General features: G+C 72.7%; 12 protein-coding genes. 5 read left to right on the top strand and 7 right to left on the bottom strand.

Translation table 11 applies throughout. From position 1 onward, the window contains the following. Positions 1 to 45: 45 nt before the first annotated feature. Complete coding sequence (locus tag AB0B39_RS21425) at positions 46 to 1,023, bottom strand: hypothetical protein (protein WP_357575174.1); 978 nt, start codon at positions 1,021 to 1,023, stop codon at positions 46 to 48. Beyond that, entirely contained in the window at positions 1,020 to 1,385 is a 366-nt protein-coding gene (locus AB0B39_RS21430) for a helix-turn-helix transcriptional regulator (protein WP_357496634.1), read from the bottom strand. Before AB0B39_RS21430 ends, AB0B39_RS21425 begins: the two co-directional genes overlap by 4 nt. A 135-nt stretch (positions 1,386 to 1,520) precedes the next feature. Between AB0B39_RS21430 and AB0B39_RS21435 the strand changes: the two genes are divergently transcribed. Continuing rightward, positions 1,521 to 2,123 carry a DUF1963 domain-containing protein gene (locus AB0B39_RS21435; protein ID WP_357496636.1) on the top strand — a complete coding sequence of 201 codons (603 nt, stop codon included), beginning with the start codon at positions 1,521 to 1,523 and terminating at the stop codon, positions 2,121 to 2,123. Positions 2,124 to 2,290: 167 nt separating this feature from the next. Here AB0B39_RS21435 and AB0B39_RS21440 read toward each other — a convergent pair whose 3' ends face one another. Further along, positions 2,291 to 6,598 carry a hypothetical protein gene (locus tag AB0B39_RS21440; RefSeq protein WP_357496638.1) on the bottom strand — a complete coding sequence of 1,436 codons (4,308 nt, stop codon included), beginning with the start codon at positions 6,596 to 6,598 and terminating at the stop codon, positions 2,291 to 2,293. A gap of 106 nt (positions 6,599 to 6,704) precedes the next feature. Between AB0B39_RS21440 and AB0B39_RS21445 the strand changes: the two genes are divergently transcribed. After that, complete coding sequence (locus AB0B39_RS21445; RefSeq protein ID WP_357496640.1) at positions 6,705 to 7,172, top strand: hypothetical protein; 468 nt, start codon at positions 6,705 to 6,707, stop codon at positions 7,170 to 7,172. A gap of 69 nt (positions 7,173 to 7,241) precedes the next feature. On the opposite strand, the gene glnA is transcribed toward AB0B39_RS21445, so the two are convergent. Next, complete coding sequence (gene glnA, locus AB0B39_RS21450) at positions 7,242 to 8,666, bottom strand: type I glutamate--ammonia ligase (RefSeq protein ID WP_234590915.1); 1,425 nt, start codon at positions 8,664 to 8,666, stop codon at positions 7,242 to 7,244. Positions 8,667 to 8,927: 261 nt separating this feature from the next. On the opposite strand from glnA, the gene AB0B39_RS21455 reads away from it, so the two are divergent. Further along, positions 8,928 to 9,326 carry an RDD family protein gene (locus tag AB0B39_RS21455; RefSeq protein ID WP_357496642.1) on the top strand — a complete coding sequence of 133 codons (399 nt, stop codon included), beginning with the start codon at positions 8,928 to 8,930 and terminating at the stop codon, positions 9,324 to 9,326. A 396-nt stretch (positions 9,327 to 9,722) separates the two neighbouring features. Here the strand turns inward: AB0B39_RS21455 and AB0B39_RS21460 are convergent, their stop codons facing one another. Then, positions 9,723 to 10,406 (bottom strand): DUF4191 domain-containing protein, encoded by a 684-nt coding sequence (locus AB0B39_RS21460; RefSeq protein WP_234590917.1) that lies wholly within the window; start codon positions 10,404 to 10,406, stop codon positions 9,723 to 9,725. Positions 10,407 to 10,612: 206 nt separating this feature from the next. Here AB0B39_RS21460 and AB0B39_RS21465 point away from each other — a divergent pair, with 206 nt between their 5' ends. After that, the gene (locus AB0B39_RS21465; RefSeq protein WP_234590919.1) at positions 10,613 to 10,783 is read left to right on the top strand and encodes a hypothetical protein; all 171 of its coding nucleotides are present in this window, start codon (positions 10,613 to 10,615) and stop codon (positions 10,781 to 10,783) included. A gap of 296 nt (positions 10,784 to 11,079) precedes the next feature. Continuing rightward, a complete protein-coding gene (locus tag AB0B39_RS21470) occupies positions 11,080 to 13,971 on the top strand; it encodes an AAA family ATPase (protein WP_357575175.1) in 2,892 nt (963 codons plus the stop codon). A gap of 12 nt (positions 13,972 to 13,983) precedes the next feature. On the opposite strand, the gene AB0B39_RS21475 is transcribed toward AB0B39_RS21470, so the two are convergent. Both AB0B39_RS21475 and lipA read right to left on the bottom strand, forming a co-directional pair. Further along, positions 13,984 to 15,594 carry a hypothetical protein gene (locus tag AB0B39_RS21475; protein WP_357575176.1) on the bottom strand — a complete coding sequence of 537 codons (1,611 nt, stop codon included), beginning with the start codon at positions 15,592 to 15,594 and terminating at the stop codon, positions 13,984 to 13,986. Positions 15,595 to 15,646: 52 nt separating this feature from the next. Continuing rightward, positions 15,647 to 16,642: a lipoyl synthase gene (lipA, locus tag AB0B39_RS21480; protein WP_354861387.1), complete on the bottom strand. Its 996-nt coding sequence runs from the start codon at positions 16,640 to 16,642 to the stop codon at positions 15,647 to 15,649. Positions 16,643 to 16,820 lie beyond the last annotated feature (178 nt).

A 16,820-nucleotide genomic window follows, 5' to 3' on the forward strand; every position in this document is an offset into this window, starting at 1 on the left:
TTGCGGCAGCGGCAGCAGCAGCAGGGACGTGCGGGGTGGGCGCGGTCAGCGGTGCGTGTTCCAGGTGGCGCCGGGGGTGGAGGGCCGGGCCAGCCGGGCGCGTACGGCGAGTGCCACCGGTAGCAGGGCGGGGCCGACCAGGCCGACCACGGCCGCCGTCGCGGCGAGTGCCGTCCAGCTCGGGTTGAACTCGGCCGGCACGCCGTCGGCGGCCCCGGCCAGTGGTTGCAGGGCCAGCAGGCCCACCGGGGTGAACAGGGTCAACAGGGCCCAGCCGCCCCGGTGGTCGCCGCGCAGCGCCAGTCCCACGGCGAGCAGCACGGCCACCGCGAGCACCGCCACGGCGGCGTTGAGCAGGGCCTGACCCGCGGTCCCCGCGCGGTAGGTCCAGGCGAGGCTTTCCGGCGTCAGGCTCGCTGCCGCCACCAGGCCGGCGACGGCCGCGACCAGCGGCGTCACCCGCAGCGACACCTGCCGCTCGCCGGACGCGCCGAGCGCCACCAGCCCCAACCCGACCTGGGGGAGCAGCACGAACAGCGGCGGACGGGGCAGGTCCGTGAGCGCGGCGGCGGGGACGAGCGCGACAGTGAGGAGCGCCGCGAGCGCGACCGCGCGTCGGCGCCACCTGCCGGGTGTCAGCGCCTGCGCCGCCGCGGCGAACAGCCAGCCGACCCACGCCACGATGCCGAGCGAGACGAACGGCCCGACCGACGGCTCACCGAAGCCCGGCGGTGCGGGGCGCAGTTCGAGCACCGTCCACACGCCGGCGAGCATGGTGGCGGTGAACAGGGCCACGGCGGCCGCGAGGCGTACGCCCGGGACGAGGTGGATCACGCCGGCGGCGCGTACCCGCTGACGCAGCCCGCCGCGCAGGAGGTCCGCGGCGTCCGCGGGCGCCGGCCAGCGGCGGCCCGGCGTGGCCAGGTCCAGGTACGTGCCGACGATCTCGGCGCCACGGGAGCGCCGGTACTCGGCGGGGTAGGCGAGCAGCAGCCGCAGGTAACGTCGCTCAAGATCGGTCATGCCAACCCTCCGGCGATACGCGGGGCGGCCGGCCGGGCGGTGCGGGCCCGCTCCGCCAGCCGCCTGGTGGCGGCCTCGACGTTGCGCCGGAGCCGCTCGGTCTCGGCGCTCAGGGTGGCGTCACCGGCGGGGGAGAGCCGGTAGTAGCGGCGCAGACGGCTGTCCACCACCTCCTCCCGGTCGACCTCGACGAGACCGGCGTCGACCAGCCGGTCGAGTGCCCCGTAGAGCGTCCCGGGGCGGAGCGACACACGGTTGTCGGAGAGGACGGCGACCTCGCGGATCAGCCCGTAGCCGTGCATCGGCTCGGCGGCGAGCGCGGTGAGGATCAGGAACGTGGGTTCACGCAGTGGTGTATCCATCGCCGTAATATATCGGATACGAAGGTATGCCGGGGGGCGGCGCCGCTCGGCGCGCATCTGATCGGATACCAGGGGTCGAAGTGGCCCACCGGCCTGCGACGGCCCCGGAGCACCCATCTGCGATCATGCTCCGCTGTGGAGCTATACGGACCGTTTCGCCGCGAGGCGATGGAGCGGGGCATTCCGGCGGATCAGGTTGACCGGTTCGCCGAGCAGCTGCGATTCGCGATCTGGGTAGGTGGCGGTGACGGCGGCGAGGACGTGGTCGGGCAGAGCGGCGGACTGCCCCGGCTACCTGTCGACGCCGAGTGGCCGTCCGAGCGCGGGATTCCGTTGCCGTTCGTCGCGTCCCTCGACTGCGCGGCCCTTCCGAAGGTGGAGCGGCTTCCCCTGCCGGTGGACGAGAACCTCATGTTCGCCTCGGACACCGTGCAGCAGCTGGTCAGGGAGCTGACGTACACCGACGAACTCATCGAGCTGGTCCAGGATCTCTGGCCCACGGAGAACGGCCTGGCATCCCTGCGCATCGGTGGATACACGAAACGAATCGGAGGCTCGTACTCTCCGGAGGAGCAGATGGCGCGTGCCAGCCTGCGGGCCCGACTGGCGACCGGACCTGACCTTGCGCGGCCCGAGAGGATCCGCTGGCGCCGCGAAGAGGAATCCCGACTGATTCGGGAATGGGTGCCGCTCGCCCAGTTCCCCACCGAGTTCTTTGTCACTTCGGTCGCTTCTTGATCAGATTCGACGACCTGGCCGCCGGCCGCTTCGACCAGATGCGCTCCTTCCCCGCATTCACCGAGTAGGCCGACAAGAGCTACCTCGGCGTTTGAGGACCGGGGCGAGCACGGTGACGTCCTGCTCGTCGGGCAGGGCGCCGATCTGGTCGGTGAGGTGAGGTCGGTTCACGAGTCGTCCCGGGTGGTGGGCGGGGCGGCCTGATCGGTGGGCGCTGTGGCGGCCGGGGTGAGCCGGTCCAGGATCGCGGTGACCACCGCGGCGGTATCCGGGTCGAGCCCGTCGAGCAGGGTGGGGTCGCGGTCGCCGGCGAGGATGCGGTGGAGCACTGCCGCGAACGCCGCGCCCTCTGGGTCGGCGGCGAGATCGTCGAGGACCGGGGTGAGCTGCGCGGTGGCGTCGGGGTCGCCGCTGGCCGCCGCGACCGTGACGTCCATCAGCGCATCCAGCCACTTCTCCTCGTTGTTGGTGAGGGTGTGCCAGGCGTCGAGATCGACGGTGACCTCGCCGGCGAGGGCATCCAGGAGGCGGCGGACGATCGCGGTGTCGATCGGGTCGAGCCCGTCCAGTGCTGGGGTGTGGTCGCCGGCGTGGATGCGGCGCAGCACCTCGGCCAGCTGCCGCCAGTCACTCTGCTCCCCGCGGGCGGTGAGGGCCTGGTCGAGGGCGGCAGCGGCGTCCGGGTCACCGCCCTCGGCGGCGATCAGGGCGGCGATCACCGGTTCCCACCAGGTCAGGTGCCGCTGCAGGTCGGCTTCCTCCTCGGGGGGCAGGGAGCGGGCCAGGCGGAGCACCTCATCCAGCGCCGCCTGCCCGTCCGGGGCGCGGGCGGGTAGCCGGGCCACCAGATCGGCCAGGTGCACTCCGTCGACCTGGTCGACGATGCGGCACACGTCGGCGAACGCTGCCGGGGGCGGCGCCTCGTCCCGGGCAAGCAGTCGGGCGAGGGCGCGGACACGTCCGGTCAGCTCCCCGGCACCGGTCTGGTATCCGATCACGGCGGCGGCCAGGCGATGGGCCCACACCTGCTGCCGCTCGCCGCCGTACCGGTTCAGGTAAAGGGCGAGGTTGGTGTGGCTGACCCCGATGCCGTCCGGCTCCCCGGCCGCGTAGCCCAGCCGCAGGGCATCCTTGCCCAGCTCGATCGCCGGGCCGCCGTGACCCAGCTGATCCTCCACGTCGGCCAGAGCGGACAGCACCTTGCCCAGCATGGTGATGTTGTGGTCGGCTTCGAAGACCGTCCGGCACCACTGCAGCAGGGTCCGGGCCTCACCGACCCGGCCCAGCCGCAACAGCGGCCCGTATTCGTTGAGCGCCGAGAAGGCCTGCTCGGCGTCGCTGGCCCCCCGCCCCCGCTGGGAGGCGAGTATCTCGGCGCTGAAGTCCAGCGCCTGCTGCCACCGGCCGAGATCCTGGGCCGCCGTACGGCCGAGGTCGAAGATCACCTCCCGGACGTTGAAGGGGTCTGAGGCCTCGGGTGTATCGGAGGACTCGGGGAGGGCGGCCATCGCCGGACGGAGCTGTTGCACGGCGGCGAGCACCTGGTCGGCATGCCCCTGACGGACGAGGATCTGCAGCCGCTGCGCCTCATCGAGCAGCTGGGTCCAGGGACCCCATCCGGCCTGGCGGGTGTACTCCTTCTGATCCTCGGCCAGGCTGAGGGCGTCGTCGAACCGACCCAGCCTACGGTGGAGGTTGACGAGGTCCGTCGCGATCGCCGAGGCCAGTGGGAAGTTCTGCTGGGCGACGGCGGTGTCGAGCAGGTCACGTAGTTCTGTGGCGGCGTGGTGGGGTCGGATGGACCTCAGGGCTCGTGCGTGCAGCCGCCCGGCGCGCAGTTCCACATCGCTGCCGCGGCCGCCCTCGCGGGCCCTGGCCAGCAGCGGCAGCACCGCCGCCGCAGTCCCCGGCGAGGCGCTGCGGTTGAGGACCGCCTCTATCGGATACAGCACCTGCTGCCACTGGTGTTGCCGGATCAGGTAGGGGGCGGCGGCCAGCGCCGCCCGGCGGACCAGCCAGCCCAGCTCCTCCCGCTCCCGCTGCGCAGCAGCGTCCAAGAGGGCTAGCCAGTAGGCGGCGAGTTCGGTGTCCACGGCGTTGCCCAGATCGGGGCCGATCATGGTGCGGCCGGCCTCGGCGACGCCGGGATGCAGGTGGAACCGCGCCGGCCGGCCGGTGTCCGGGTTCCGGTCCACCGCGACCAAAGCCTGCTCCAGCAGCGGCGCCAGGGCAGCGTCCAGGTCGGGGGGCGGGCCGGGTTTGTCCAGCCGCTGCCACAACTCGGCCCAGCTGCCCTCGACCACGAGGCCGAGGCGGTCGTCTTGTTCCAGGCAGCACAGCAACCCGAACAGGGTGGCCGAGGCGGCGGGCAGGGTGCCGGTGGTGCCGCGGGTCCAGCCGTCGAGCACCCGCAGATAGTCCTCGCCAGTGGCAGACGCCTCCCCGTGCTGCAGGAAGGCATCCAGGCGGGTGCCGGTGTCCAGCCAGGTCTGGTCCGCCTCGTCCAGCCGGGACTGCAGCGCGGCCGGATCCTGAGCTTGCCCGTCGGCCAGCTCGATCAGCTTCGGGTGGCCCTGCACCACGGCGAGGGTGCGGGCGGCCAGCGCTCGGGCCTGGCGTGCGTCGAGGCCGCGGCTGGCGCCGTCGAGCAGGGCGCGCAGGTGCGGCCATTCCCGAGCCAGCAGCACCGCCTCGGTCAGCGACAGCGCGTGCACCGGCTCCACCAGCACCCCGGGCGGCAGCCCAGCGATCGGGCGGCGGGAGGTCAACACCACCCGGGACAAGCCGCCGTGGCCGGTGAGCGCGTCGATCAGCAGCTGCCACCGCTGGTCGCGCCACCCGCCGGTGTCGGTGAGCAACGATTCCAGGTTGTCCAGAACCAGCAGCACCCGCTGACGTTCGAGGAACTCGGTCAGGGTCGGCAGAAAGGCCTGCAACGCGGCAGTGTCGTCGACCAGGTGCGCCAGCCGAATTCCGGGCAGCTGCGCCTCCAGATCCAGGGCGAACGCGGTGAGCGCGGCGGTGATGTCGTGGCCCTCCGGCGGGGCCTGATGCCACACCAGCCGGGCGAACCCGTCCTCGTGGGTGTACGCCAACTCCAGCGCGCAGGCGGTCTTCCCGGCCCCGGCCATCCCGTGAAACAGCACCCCGCTGCGGCCGCTGCGCGGGGCCAGCGCGGCGGTGGCCCGGGTCATCGGCCCCACCCGGCCCACGAAACGCTGCGGCTGCGGGTCGAACCGGGCGAGTTTCTGTTGCTCGGCCTGGAACACCACCGGCTGCCCGGGCGGCGCGTCCAGCCTCAGCTCGCCGGCTCGGGCGCCGAACAACGCCGGGGTGGTCACCGACAACGCCGGCGCCCCCGCGGTCGGGGGATCCTGCACCACCCGCGGCAACGTCAGCCCCAGCGCCCGCGCCACCGGCTGCCCCTTACCCAACACCAGCTGGTAAAACGAGCCGGCGAGGGCGATCGCGAAATCGTCCACCACCGGATACCGCATCGCCAGCACCGCGCAGTCCAGCCGGCGCACCAACTCGGTGGCCACCGCCGGCAACGCCCCCTCCGCCTGGTCCGAGCCGCCGCCCGGGGTGGCGCCGTCAGTGCCGTACCCGTCCGGGCCGGCCGCACCGTGTGCGGGGTCTGCGGGGCGCAGACCGAGCAGGCGCAGATGTTCGGCCGCGGTCACCGCCGCCGACTCGCAGGTGGACAGGGTGACCAACTTGATCTGCCGACCGACCACATTCAACAGGTTCACCAACTCGCGGCTGGAAATCAGATCCCGTTGTCCCGTGTCCTTCTCCAGCAGCAGCCCGGCCGGCAGGCCATGCCCGGAAATGTGCAGCACGTCCCAGCCGGCCTCTTCGAGCAGGGCGTCCTCCAGCCGTTTGCGGGTGGCGCCGTACTGCAACACCCGCAACTCCACCGCCTTCTCATTGGCCGCGGCAATCTCCTGCACCAGCTGCGCCAACGCGTAGCGTTCCCGGCGCAGGTTCAACGCCGACGCGTCCTCCGGCAGGCTGAAGACCGCCAGCATCCGCAGCCGATCCCCCACCGGCCTCTTGACCCGCGGCGTCCGGCCCACCGGGTCGACGACGAAATTCACCCACTGCACCGCCAACGCTTGACCCCCGACGTGGGCCAGCTCCCACGGCCGGTACGCCAACACCTGCGCCTCGGCCGGCACCTCCAGCCGCACCGGCTCCTGCCACTCGGCAAGCGCCACCGCTACCGGGCCCAGCACCCGCTCCCCGATCCACGCCCCCACCTGCGCAACCAGTTGCGCCTCACTGGCCAACCGCCGATCCGGCGCTGCATGCCAGAACAGGTACTCGTCCAGCGCGGTGAACGCCTCGTACTGCCACTCCCCGGCATCCAACTCCACAACATGATCAGCCAGAAACCGGCCGCCGTCGGCGTCGGTCAGCCGCCACCGCCACCGCATCGGCCCCGCGAAGTCCAACACCTCAAGCCGCAACATCCACCCACCACCCCGGACTGTGACCGCACCGTTCCACCCTGGTACACCCACGCCACCGCAACAATCCCCACACCCGCTGATCACCCGGACAGTCAGATAACCGCCAATGACCACGCCGACCGTTCACCCCGTCAACCGGCCACCCGGTGCCGGACTGGACGGTGAGTCAAGGCCGACCGCAATCACGCCTACGGTCCTCCCTTGTGGACTTATCGACCACCTGGTCGTCAAGACCAACACCAGCGCCCGCACCGTCGAGCTGCCTGATGTCGTGGTGGTGGCGCTGCGTCAGCACCTGACCGACAGCTGCGACGCGGTCGAAGTCGACGACGACACGGACCGTCGCCGGCCGGTCCGCCGGGCCGCACGCCTGCTGTTCAAGGGTGTTGGCGGCGAGCCCGTCAACGCGGCGGCCTCCCATACCTGGGCGAGCGCCCGGGAAGCGGTCGGCCTGCCGGCGCGGTGGGCACTACTACGTGCTCGACCGGACCCGGCTGCTCATCGACGGCGCGCTCGGCCAACACGAAACGGCGGCCACGCCGGCTGTGAGCCGGGCATGACCGCCGTTTCGTGAAGTTGTACCCAACCTGTACCCAAGATCAGTAGCGATCCTGTTGCTCCAGGTCAGAGCCCTTGATCAGGCTCAGCAGTCGTAGTACATGGCGAACTCGTGCGGGGTCGGGCGCAGACGCACCGGGTCGACCTCGTTGGCGCGCTTCCAGTCGACCCAGGTGGAGATCAGGTCGGGGGTGAAGACGCCGCCGTCGAGCAGGTAGTCGTGGTCGGCCTCCAGCGAGTCGAGCACGGCCGGCAGCGAGCCCGGGACCTGCTTGACGTCGCCCCACTCCTCCGGCGGGAGGTCGTAGAGGTCCTTGTCGATCGGCGTCGGCGGCTCGATCTTGCTCTTGATGCCGTCCAGGCCGGCCATCATCATGGCCGAGAAGGCCAGGTAGACGTTTGCCGACGGGTCCGGCACGCGGAACTCGACGCGCTTGGCCTTCGCGTTGCTGCCGGTCACCGGGATGCGGGTGCAGGCGGAGCGGTTGCGCTGCGAGTAGACCAGGTTGACCGGCGCCTCGTAGCCGGGCACCAGGCGGCGGTACGAGTTGACCGTCGGGTTGGTGAAGGCCAGCAGCGACGGCGCGTGGTGCAGCAGACCGCCGATGTACCAGCGGGCGGTGTCGGACAGGCCGGCGTAGCCGGTCTCGTCGTAGAACAGCGGCTCACCGTTGAGCCAGAGGCTCTGGTGGGTGTGCATGCCGGAGCCGTTGTCGCCGAACAGCGGCTTGGGCATGAACGTCGCGGTCTTGCCGTTGGCCCAGGCCTCGTTCTTCACGATGTACTTGAAGAGCTGGAGCTGGTCGGCGGCGTGCAGCAGCGTCGAGAACTTGTAGTTGATCTCGGACTGGCCGGCGGTGCCCACCTCGTGGTGCGAACGCTCCACGGTGAAGCCGCTGTCGACGAGCCGACGCACGATCGAGTCGCGCAGGTCGGCGTAGTGGTCGACTGGGGGCACCGGGAAGTAGCCGCCCTTGTACGCGGTCTTGTAACCGCGGTTGCCGCCCTCCTCCTCGCGACCGGTGTTCCACGCGCCCTCGACCGAGTCGATGTAGTAGAACGACTGGTGCGCCGAGGTCTCGTGGCGGATCGAGTCGAAGATGTAGAACTCCGCCTCGGCGCCGAAGTAGGCGGTGTCGGCGATGCCGCTCGCGGCGAGGTACGCCTCGGCCTTCTTCGCGACGTTGCGCGGGTCGCGGGTGTAGGCCTCGCGGGTGAACGGGTCGTGGATGAAGAAGTTGAGCGCGAGGGTCTTCTGCGCCCGGAACGGGTCGATGAACGCGGTGGCGACGTCCGGGAGCAGGAGCATGTCCGACTCGTGGATCGCCTGGAAACCGCGGATCGACGAACCGTCGAACGCGAGGCCGTCGGTGAAGAGGTCGTCGTTGACGGACTCGACCGGCAGGTTGAAGTGCTGCATCACGCCGGGCAGGTCACAGAAACGAACGTCGACGAACTTCACGTCCTCGTTCTTGAGGTATCGCAGCAGTTCCTCGGGATTGGCGAACACACATCCTCCTGGCACGTCCACGGGGTGGCTAGGCTCCTGGCGACGCTATGGCCGGGGGGTTGCCCGGCCGTGTCTTGAGTGTTTCTGCCGTGTTACGTCCCTCGCGGAGCGTCAGCGACGCTCCTGTCCACGCACTCAGCCTGCGCGAACGCCGTACCGGCTGTGCCAGTGTAATGACACTTCATGCCATTGGCCCGAATCGGCACGCAGTGGTGACGGCGATCCGAGGCCCCGATCCGGACGCGGATACCCTTGATCGCTGTGACCAATCCGTACGTCCCGGCAGCGCCGGCCACCGATCCCACCTTCACCCCGCCGAGCCTGGGTCGGCGCTTCGGAGCGTTGATCATCGACTGGGTGCTCTGCCTGCTGGTGGCCAACATCTTCGCCGATCCGGTACGCGACGGCTGGGCGCCCGTGTTGGTGCTGATCCTGGAGTACGGCATCTTCCTCGGCCTCTTCGCCCAGACGCCGGGCATGTACGTCACCAAGGTCCGCTGCGTGAACTGGCACGACGGGGGCCGGATCGGCGTACCCCGCGCGCTGGCCCGGGGCGTGCTGCTGGCGCTCGTCGTCCCCGCGCTGATCATGGACGAGCACCGTCGGGGCGTGCACGACCGCCTCGTCGACTCGGTCATCGTCGACGCCCCGCGCGGCTGACACGCCCGGCACCCGGGCACCCGGGCACCCGGGCACCCGGACTCCCGCGATCCCGCCCCGCCCGCCTCCGCACCGCTCGGGCCCTCGCCGGCCGGATCGGCTGTCACCTCCGCGGCGTGCCTGTCGGAGGCCCGCCTCCCGCAGGCCGACGCCGACAAGATCCCGCCCTCCGAACGGGAAGACCTGGCAAGATCCGCGCAACATCGGGGATGTTGCTGCCTCCCGCGCGTCGGAGACAGCAACATCGGGGATGTTGCGCGGAGCATGGGCGCGGGGCGCGGGGCGCGAGGCGCGAGGCGCGGGGCGCGGGGCGCGAGGCGCGAGGCGCGGGGCGCGAGGCGCGAGGCGCGAAAAGAGCCGGACCCGTCTGGGTCCGGCTCTTTCGCGGTGTACGGGTCAGCGTCGCGGCTGGCGGGCACCGCCCGGCGGCCGCATGTTCTTCGGGATCGCGCCCTTGGGCATCTGCGGACGGGCGGTGAGCGCCTTGAGTCGCTTGTCCAGCGCGTTGACGTCCTTGCCGCTGAGCGCGCGGGGCAGCCGCAGCAGCGTCGTGCGCAGCTTGCGGATCGGCAGCTCGCCCTCCTGCTGGCCGATTACGTAGTCGTGCAGCGGGGCGGAGCCGATGACCTTGGCCAGCCGTCGCTTCTCCTGCCCGAGCAGGCCGCGCACCCGCTGCGGGTTGCCCTCGGCCAGCAGGATCACGCCGGGCCGGCCGATCACCAGGTGAACCATGTCCATCTGGGTGGTCGAGCTGACGGCAGGGGTGACCCGCCAGTCGCCGCGCATGTTGTCCATGATCTGCGCCGCTGCGCCGGGCTGCCCCTCGGCGGCGTTCATCATCGCCTTGTTGGACCGCAGGTTCAGCACGATCAGCACCGCGAGCAGGACGAAGAGGATGCCGATCGGCAGCCAGATCCAGCTCCAGAGGATCACCGCGACCACGGTGAGCGCGAGCGGGATGAGCACCGCTGCGGCAACCAGCGGCGCGAACCACCGGTCCTGCTTGGCGGTGAACTGGAACACCATCCCGATCTGCTTCAGCCGCTGGCCGAACGAGACCTTCTCCTGGGGCTTTGCCATGTCGCAGAGTCTAGTGGTCCCCGCCGGCCGCGTTGATCCGCGTCCGGGTGCCGGCCGGCTGAGTACCTTACGTCGCCTTACCCGCCCCGACCGGGCGGGTAAGGAGGGTGCGGCCGGGCAAGATGAGGCGGTGTGCCCATGCCGGGCCGGGGCCTTCGCGCGAAGAGTCGTCAGCAGACAACGACGACGCGACGAAGGAGCCCGACATGTTCGGCAACGACGTAGATTTCCTGCTCTCCGTGCACCGTACCCACGCCGCTGAGCTGCGGGCCGAGGCTGCGGCGGAACGGCTCGCCCGGTCGGTGCCGCGCCGCTCGGGTCGTGCCTGGTTGGGCCGCCGCCAGCCGACCCGCCGCACGGGTGACGACCGCCGGTGACCCCGACCGCCGCACCCACCGCACCCACCGCACCCACCGCGCCCGTCCCACCGGCCGGCCGGCACGACGACCCGGCACCCGGGTCCGAGCCGTCAGCCGGCGGGCCCGGGTCCGGACCGTCGACCGGCGGGCCCGGGTCCGGACCGTCGGCCGGCGGGCCCGGGTCCGGACCGTCGGCCGGCGGGCTCCGGTCCGAGCCGTCGACCGGCGGGCCAGGAGGCGGGGCAGCCCCGTCGCCGCGTCGCCGGCCGATCGGCGGGGACGGTGCGTCGCCCGGTCATGGCATGCTCGGTCCCGTGACCGTACGTGCCGCCAGTTCCGTCCTCGTCGGCCGCCACCGTGAGATCGCGGCGCTGCGGGACGCGCTGGGCCGGGCCGGGAAGGGCGAGCCGGCCACCGTGCTGGTCGGTGGCGAGGCGGGCGTGGGCAAGACCCGGCTGCTGGAGGAGTTCGCGGTCGGGGCCACCGCCGGGGGCGCCCGGGTGCTGGTCGGTCAGTGCCTGGAGCTGGGTGAGGCGGGCCTGCCGTTCGCGCCGTTCGCCGCTGCGCTGCGCGCGGTGTTGCGCGCCGACGGGGCGGAGGTCTTCGCCGGCTACGAGGCGGAGTTCGCCCGCCTGCTGCCGGAGCTGGGCCGGATGCCGGCGGGGTTGACCGCCCCGAGCACGCGACCACTTACCGACGCCCCACGCGGATACCTGTTCGACCTGGTCGCCGAACTGTTCCAGCGGCTCGCCGACGTCCGGCCACTGCTGCTGATCATCGAGGACCTGCACTGGGCGGACCGTTCCACCCGGGACCTGATCGGTTTCCTGGTCCGGGCCGCGCGGCCGGGCCGGCTGCTGCTGGTCTGCACCTACCGCACCGACGAGTTGCAGCGTGGCCATCCGCTGCGCCCGTTCCTCGCCGAGCTGGACCGGGCCCGCGGTGTCGAGCGGGTCGAGCTGGGCCGGCTGGACCGCGACGGTACCGGCGCGATCCTCGCCGACCTGCTCGGCGGCGAGCCGGCGCCGCGTGCCGTCGACGACATCCACGACCGTACGCAGGGCAACCCCTTCTTCATCGAGGAGTTGGCCGTCGCCGGCTCCCCGCTCGGCTGCGCGGCGCTGCCCGAGACGCTGCGCGACCTGCTGCTGGCCCGGGTGGACCGGTTGCCCGAGCCGGCCCAGCGGGTGCTGCGGATCGCGGCGGCCGGCGGCACCCGCTTCGCCCACGGTCTGCTCGCCGAGGTCGCCGGCCTGCCCGAGGCCGAGCTGGAGGACGCGCTGCGCGCCGCGGTCGCCGCCCAACTGGTGGTGGCCGACCCGGACGGCGACTACGAGTTCCGGCACGCCCTGGTCCGCGAGGCCGTGCACGACGAGTTGCTGCCCGGCGAGCACGCCCGGCTGCACGCGCGGTTCGCCGCCGCGATCGAGGCCCAGCCGCACCTGGTGGTCGCCGGCCGCGCCCCGGCCGAGATCGCCCACCACTGGTACGCGGCGCACGACCACCCCCGCGCCCTTGTCGCCGCCCGGGTCGCGGCCTGCGCCGCCGCCGACCGGTACGCCTACGCCGAGCAGCGTCGACTGCTGGAACGGGCGTTGGAGCTGTGGGAGCTGGTGCCCGACGCGGCCGACCTGCTCGGCATGGACCACCTGGCGTTGCTGGAGCAGACCCTGGACGCGGCGGTGACGGCCGGCGACTTCAGTCGCGCCATCACGTTGACCCGCGCCGGACTGGCCGAGGTGGACGCCGACGCCACGCCGCTGCGCGCCGCCCGCCTGCTGGACCAGCGGGGCCGGCTGATGGCCCTGCTCGGCAAGAGCGACGGCAGGCGGGAGCTGGATGAGGCGTACCGACTGGCAGCCGGCGGGCCCTACGGGGTGGAGCGCGTCCGGCTGCTCGCCGACATCGCCGCCCACCTGGTCAAGATCGATCCTGAGCAGGCGGCCCTGGTCGCCGCCGAGGCGAGCACGGACGCCGAGGCGCTCGGCGAGGAACTGGTCCTGCTGCCGACGAGGATCGCCCTGCTCTGCCACCAGCAGCTGGACAACCGGTTGGCGGAGCTGGGCAGTGCCGAGGCCGTGGCCCAGGCGGCCGGGGACCCGGCGGCTCTCGTGCTGGTCAAGGTGTTCCAGTCGGACGTGCTCTGCGAGCTGGGCCGCTACGCCGAGTCCGCGCAGGCGGCCGAGGCCGGCCTGGCCGAGGCGCGGCGGGTGGGGATCAGCCGCTCGGCCGGGGCGTACCTGCTGTCCAACCGGGCCGAGGCGCTCATCGCGCTGGGCCGGTGGGACGAGGCCGAGACGGTCTGTGCGGAGGCGGCCCGCATCGACCTGTCCGGCGTCACCGGGCTGCACTGGTTGCAGCTGGGCGCCGGTCTGCGGTTGGCGCGGGCGCACCCGGGAGCCGACGAGATGGTCGACCGCGCGTTGGCCTTCCTCGCCCGGCCCTACCTGTGGCCGAACCACCGCCTGCCCCTGCACGAGCTGGGCATCGAGGCGGCGCTGGCCGCCGACGACAAGATCGAGGCGGTCCGCGCGGCCCGCGTCGCGGTGGCCGACGACAGCCTGCCGCACCTGCCCCGCGAGGGTTGGCCGGTGCTGAGCGCCGCCGCGCGTACCGCAGCCCGGGTGGGTGACGGGGAGCTGGCTGCCGCCGTCGCCGCGCTCGCCGCCGACCTGCCGGCGCGACACCCGGCCGCGCGGGCGCACGCCGCCCAGGTCAGCGCTCTGCTGGCGGCGGACGACGAGGCGGTGCCGGCGTGGCGGGCGGCGGTGCAGGCGTGGCGCGTCGACGGTCAGCCGTACCCGCTCGGTCGGGCGTTGCTGGCGCTGGCCGAGGCCGCCGCGGCGGCGGGCGAGCGCGACGAGGTGTCGGCGACGGTCACCGAGGCGGCCCAGATCGCCCGGCGGCTGGGCGCGACGCCGCTTGCCGAGACGGCCGCCACGCTGGCGCGGCGGGTCGGCCTGCGGGGGGCGGGCAACGGTGGGGGCGGTGCCGATCTGCTGACGTCCCGGGAGCGGGAGGTGCTGCGGCTGGTCGCCGAGGGGCACAGCAACAGCCGGATCGCCGAGCGCCTGTTCATCTCCCCGAAGACGGCAAGCGTGCACGTTTCCCGGATCATCGCCAAGCTGGGCGTGACCAACCGCGGGGAGGCGGCCGCGCTGGCCCGTCGTCTCGGTCTGCTCGCCGAGCCCGCCGCGCCCCGCTGACGGGTGGTCTTTTCAGCCGCGCGGCAGGTAGATCCGCCAGCCGTCGACTGTGACCAGGTCCAGGTCGGCCGGGTCGGTGCCGAGCCGCTCGTCGAGCCGGGCCGCCAGCGGTGAGCCGGTCGGCGCGACCCAGGCCGGCGCCGCTGCACGCTCCACCTCGCGGCGGTACGCGGGGTAGCGGTCGAAGCCGGGACGCAGGGTGTCGTCGACCACCGCGCAGACCACCTCCTCGCCGCTCGCGAAGGTGAGGCGGTTGCAGGTCCAGTAGTCGGCGCGGACGTGTCGTACGCCGAGGTGGCGCAGCGTGGCCACCAGCTCGGCGTGCCGGGCCTCGGCCGTCCGGGTCGCCGGGGCCGTCCGGGCCGCCTGCCCGCTGGCGTACGCGGCGGTGACCAGCGTGGCGGCGAGGACGACGAACGCGCCCAGCCGGGTCACCGGCCACCCGGGACCGCGCCGGGCCAGCGTCCAGACCGGCCAGAGCAGCGCCGGTACGGAGATGAGCAGCGTGGACAGGTAGCGCGAACTCTCCACCGGGGTCAGACCGGAGGAACTGCTCAGCGTGTACGCGGCGAGGGTCGCCGCCGCGGCCAGCACGAGAGCCAGCCGCATGGCCGCCGCGACCCGGGGCGTCGAGCCGTCCGCGCCGCGTGAGCCGGGTGGGTGGCGGAGTGCCCGCCAGGCTGTGGCGGCGGCGACGACCAGCAGCACCGGCAGCGCGTACGCCCACCACAGTTGCCAGGTGGCGCAGGAGCCGGGGCCGCAGAAACCCATGCCCAGCGGCGGCCCGAGCAGCAGCCCGCCGTGCAGCCGGTCCGCCCAGCTCGCGGTGGCGTCCGCCCCGCCGGCGGCGAGCACCGCGTGCAGGGGGTTGCGGCCGGTCAGCAGGCTGTGCCCCAGCAGCGGCGCGGCCCCCAGCACGGCTGCCGCCCCGAGCAGCGCTCCGGCCCGCCCGCGCAGCTCCCGGTGGCGGAACCCGACCAGCACCGCCCCGGTCGCCACGACGTACGGCAGCACCAGCGGGTCGACCCAGAGCAGCAGCCCGGCCAGGAACCCCCAGACCGCCCAGCGGACGGGTCGCCACCCCGGCCGGCCGGCGGCCAGGTCGACGGCGAGCAGGACGAGCGCCGCCCCGGCCGCATTCATCTCGGGGTAGCCACCGCCGGCGATCAACTGGTTCTTGACCACCCGGTCGGCACCGAGGGCGAGCAGCGCCACCACCAGCAGGGCGAACCAGCGGTCCCCGGTCAGCCGCAGCGTGAGCCGCCAGGTCAGCAGCAGGAACAGCGCGTACAGCGCCAGCGTGGGCAGCCGCAGACCGAACAGGGACGGGCCGAACAGCGCGAACACCGGCGCGGCCAGGTACGCCTCCAGCGGGCCCATGTACTGCTGGCCGTAGAACCAGACCGGAAAGTCCTCGCCCCGGGCGATGTGCAGCGCGGCCAGCCCCATGGTGGCCTCGTCGCTGTTCGTCGGGGGAGTGGCGTGATTCAGCAGCCAGAGCCGGTAGCTGACCCCGGCGAGTACCGCAAGACCGGTGAGCCAGCCGACCAGGCCGAGGTGCGAACCGGGCCGCGGACGCGGTCGACCCGCGCCGCGCGGCTGTTCGCGTACGCCGGCGGTCATCGCTCGATCATGGCACCCGGACGCCGCACGGCCGTGCGGCGCTGTCGGCGGGTCAGCCGGCGGTGGCCACCGGGGTGGCGGCGCGGGCGTCGAGCGCCTGCTTGTAGAGCCGGCCGGCCCGGTACGACGAGCGCACCAGCGGCCCGCTCATCACCCCGGCGAAGCCGATCTCCTCGGCCTCCTCGCGCAGCTCCACGAACTCCTCCGGCTTGACCCACCGGGTCACCGGGTGGTGCCGGGGGGAGGGGCGCAGGTACTGCGTGATGGTGATCAGCTCGCAGCCCGCCTCGTGCAGGTCGCGCAGCGCCTGGGAGATCTCGGCGCGCTCCTCGCCCATGCCCAGGATCAGGTTGCTCTTGGTGACCAGGCCGTCGGCGCGGGCCTGCCGGATGACGTCCAGCGAGCGGTCGTAGCGGAATGCCGGCCGGATGCGCTTGAAGATGCGCGGCACGGTCTCCACGTTGTGGGCCAGCACCTCGGGCCGCGAGCCGAAGACCTCGGCCAGCTGCTCGGGGACGGCGTTGAAGTCGGGGATGAGCAGCTCGACGCCGCAGCCGGGCTGCAGCGCGTGGATCTGCCGGACCGTCTCGGCGTACAGCCAGGCGCCGCCGTCGGGCAGGTCGTCACGGGCGACACCGGTGATGGTGGCGTAGCGCAGGCCCATCGAGACGACCGACTCGGCGACGCGACGCGGCTCGTCGGCGTCGAACTCGGCCGGCTTTCCGGTGTCGATCTGGCAGAAGTCGCAGCGCCGGGTGCACTGGTCACCACCGATGAGGAACGTGGCCTCCCGGTCTTCCCAGCACTCGTAGATGTTGGGGCAGCCGGCCTCCTGGCAGACGGTGTGCAGCCCTTCGCGCGACACGAGCCCGCGCAGCTGGGTGTACTCCGGGCCCATCTTGGCCTTGACCTTGATCCATGGCGGTTTGCGCTCGATCGGCGTCTCGGCGTTGCGCGCCTCGATCCGCAGCAGGCGACGCCCCTCGGGGGCCGCCGTTGCGGTACGCGCTGCCTGGCCGGTCGTCGGCGCGGAGTGCTCGATCGTCACGAAAACGAGCCTACGCCGGATGGCAGCCGTCTATGTGCGTCAGGCGACCGGCGTCACGCCGCTGATGTTGTGACGCCGGACACCGGCAAGCCCAAAAATGGCGTCACACGCGCCGGGTTCGGGTGTTAGCGTCGCCGCCAACAGCGACGACGGAGCCGAGTAGCGCCCCGACCCGCCA

Source organism: Micromonospora sp. NPDC049114, from assembly GCF_040648635.1.
In the GTDB taxonomy this organism is placed as follows: Bacteria; Actinomycetota; Actinomycetes; order Mycobacteriales; family Micromonosporaceae; genus Micromonospora.

What these genes read in the sequence shown, in the direction of transcription:
- AB0B39_RS21425 (WP_357575174.1), bottom strand. Translation starts at nt 1,023, where the DNA reads ATGACCGATCTTGAGCGACGTTACCTGCGGCTGCTGCTCGCCTACCCC.
- AB0B39_RS21430 (WP_357496634.1), bottom strand. Translation starts at nt 1,385, where the DNA reads ATGGATACACCACTGCGTGAACCCACGTTCCTGATCCTCACCGCGCTC.
- AB0B39_RS21440 (WP_357496638.1), bottom strand. Translation starts at nt 6,598, where the DNA reads ATGTTGCGGCTTGAGGTGTTGGACTTCGCGGGGCCGATGCGGTGGCGG.
- AB0B39_RS21445 (WP_357496640.1), top strand. Translation starts at nt 6,705, where the DNA reads ATGACCACGCCGACCGTTCACCCCGTCAACCGGCCACCCGGTGCCGGA.
- AB0B39_RS21460 (WP_234590917.1), bottom strand. Translation starts at nt 10,406, where the DNA reads ATGGCAAAGCCCCAGGAGAAGGTCTCGTTCGGCCAGCGGCTGAAGCAG.
- AB0B39_RS21465 (WP_234590919.1), top strand. Translation starts at nt 10,613, where the DNA reads ATGTTCGGCAACGACGTAGATTTCCTGCTCTCCGTGCACCGTACCCAC.
- AB0B39_RS21475 (WP_357575176.1), bottom strand. Translation starts at nt 15,594, where the DNA reads ATGACCGCCGGCGTACGCGAACAGCCGCGCGGCGCGGGTCGACCGCGT.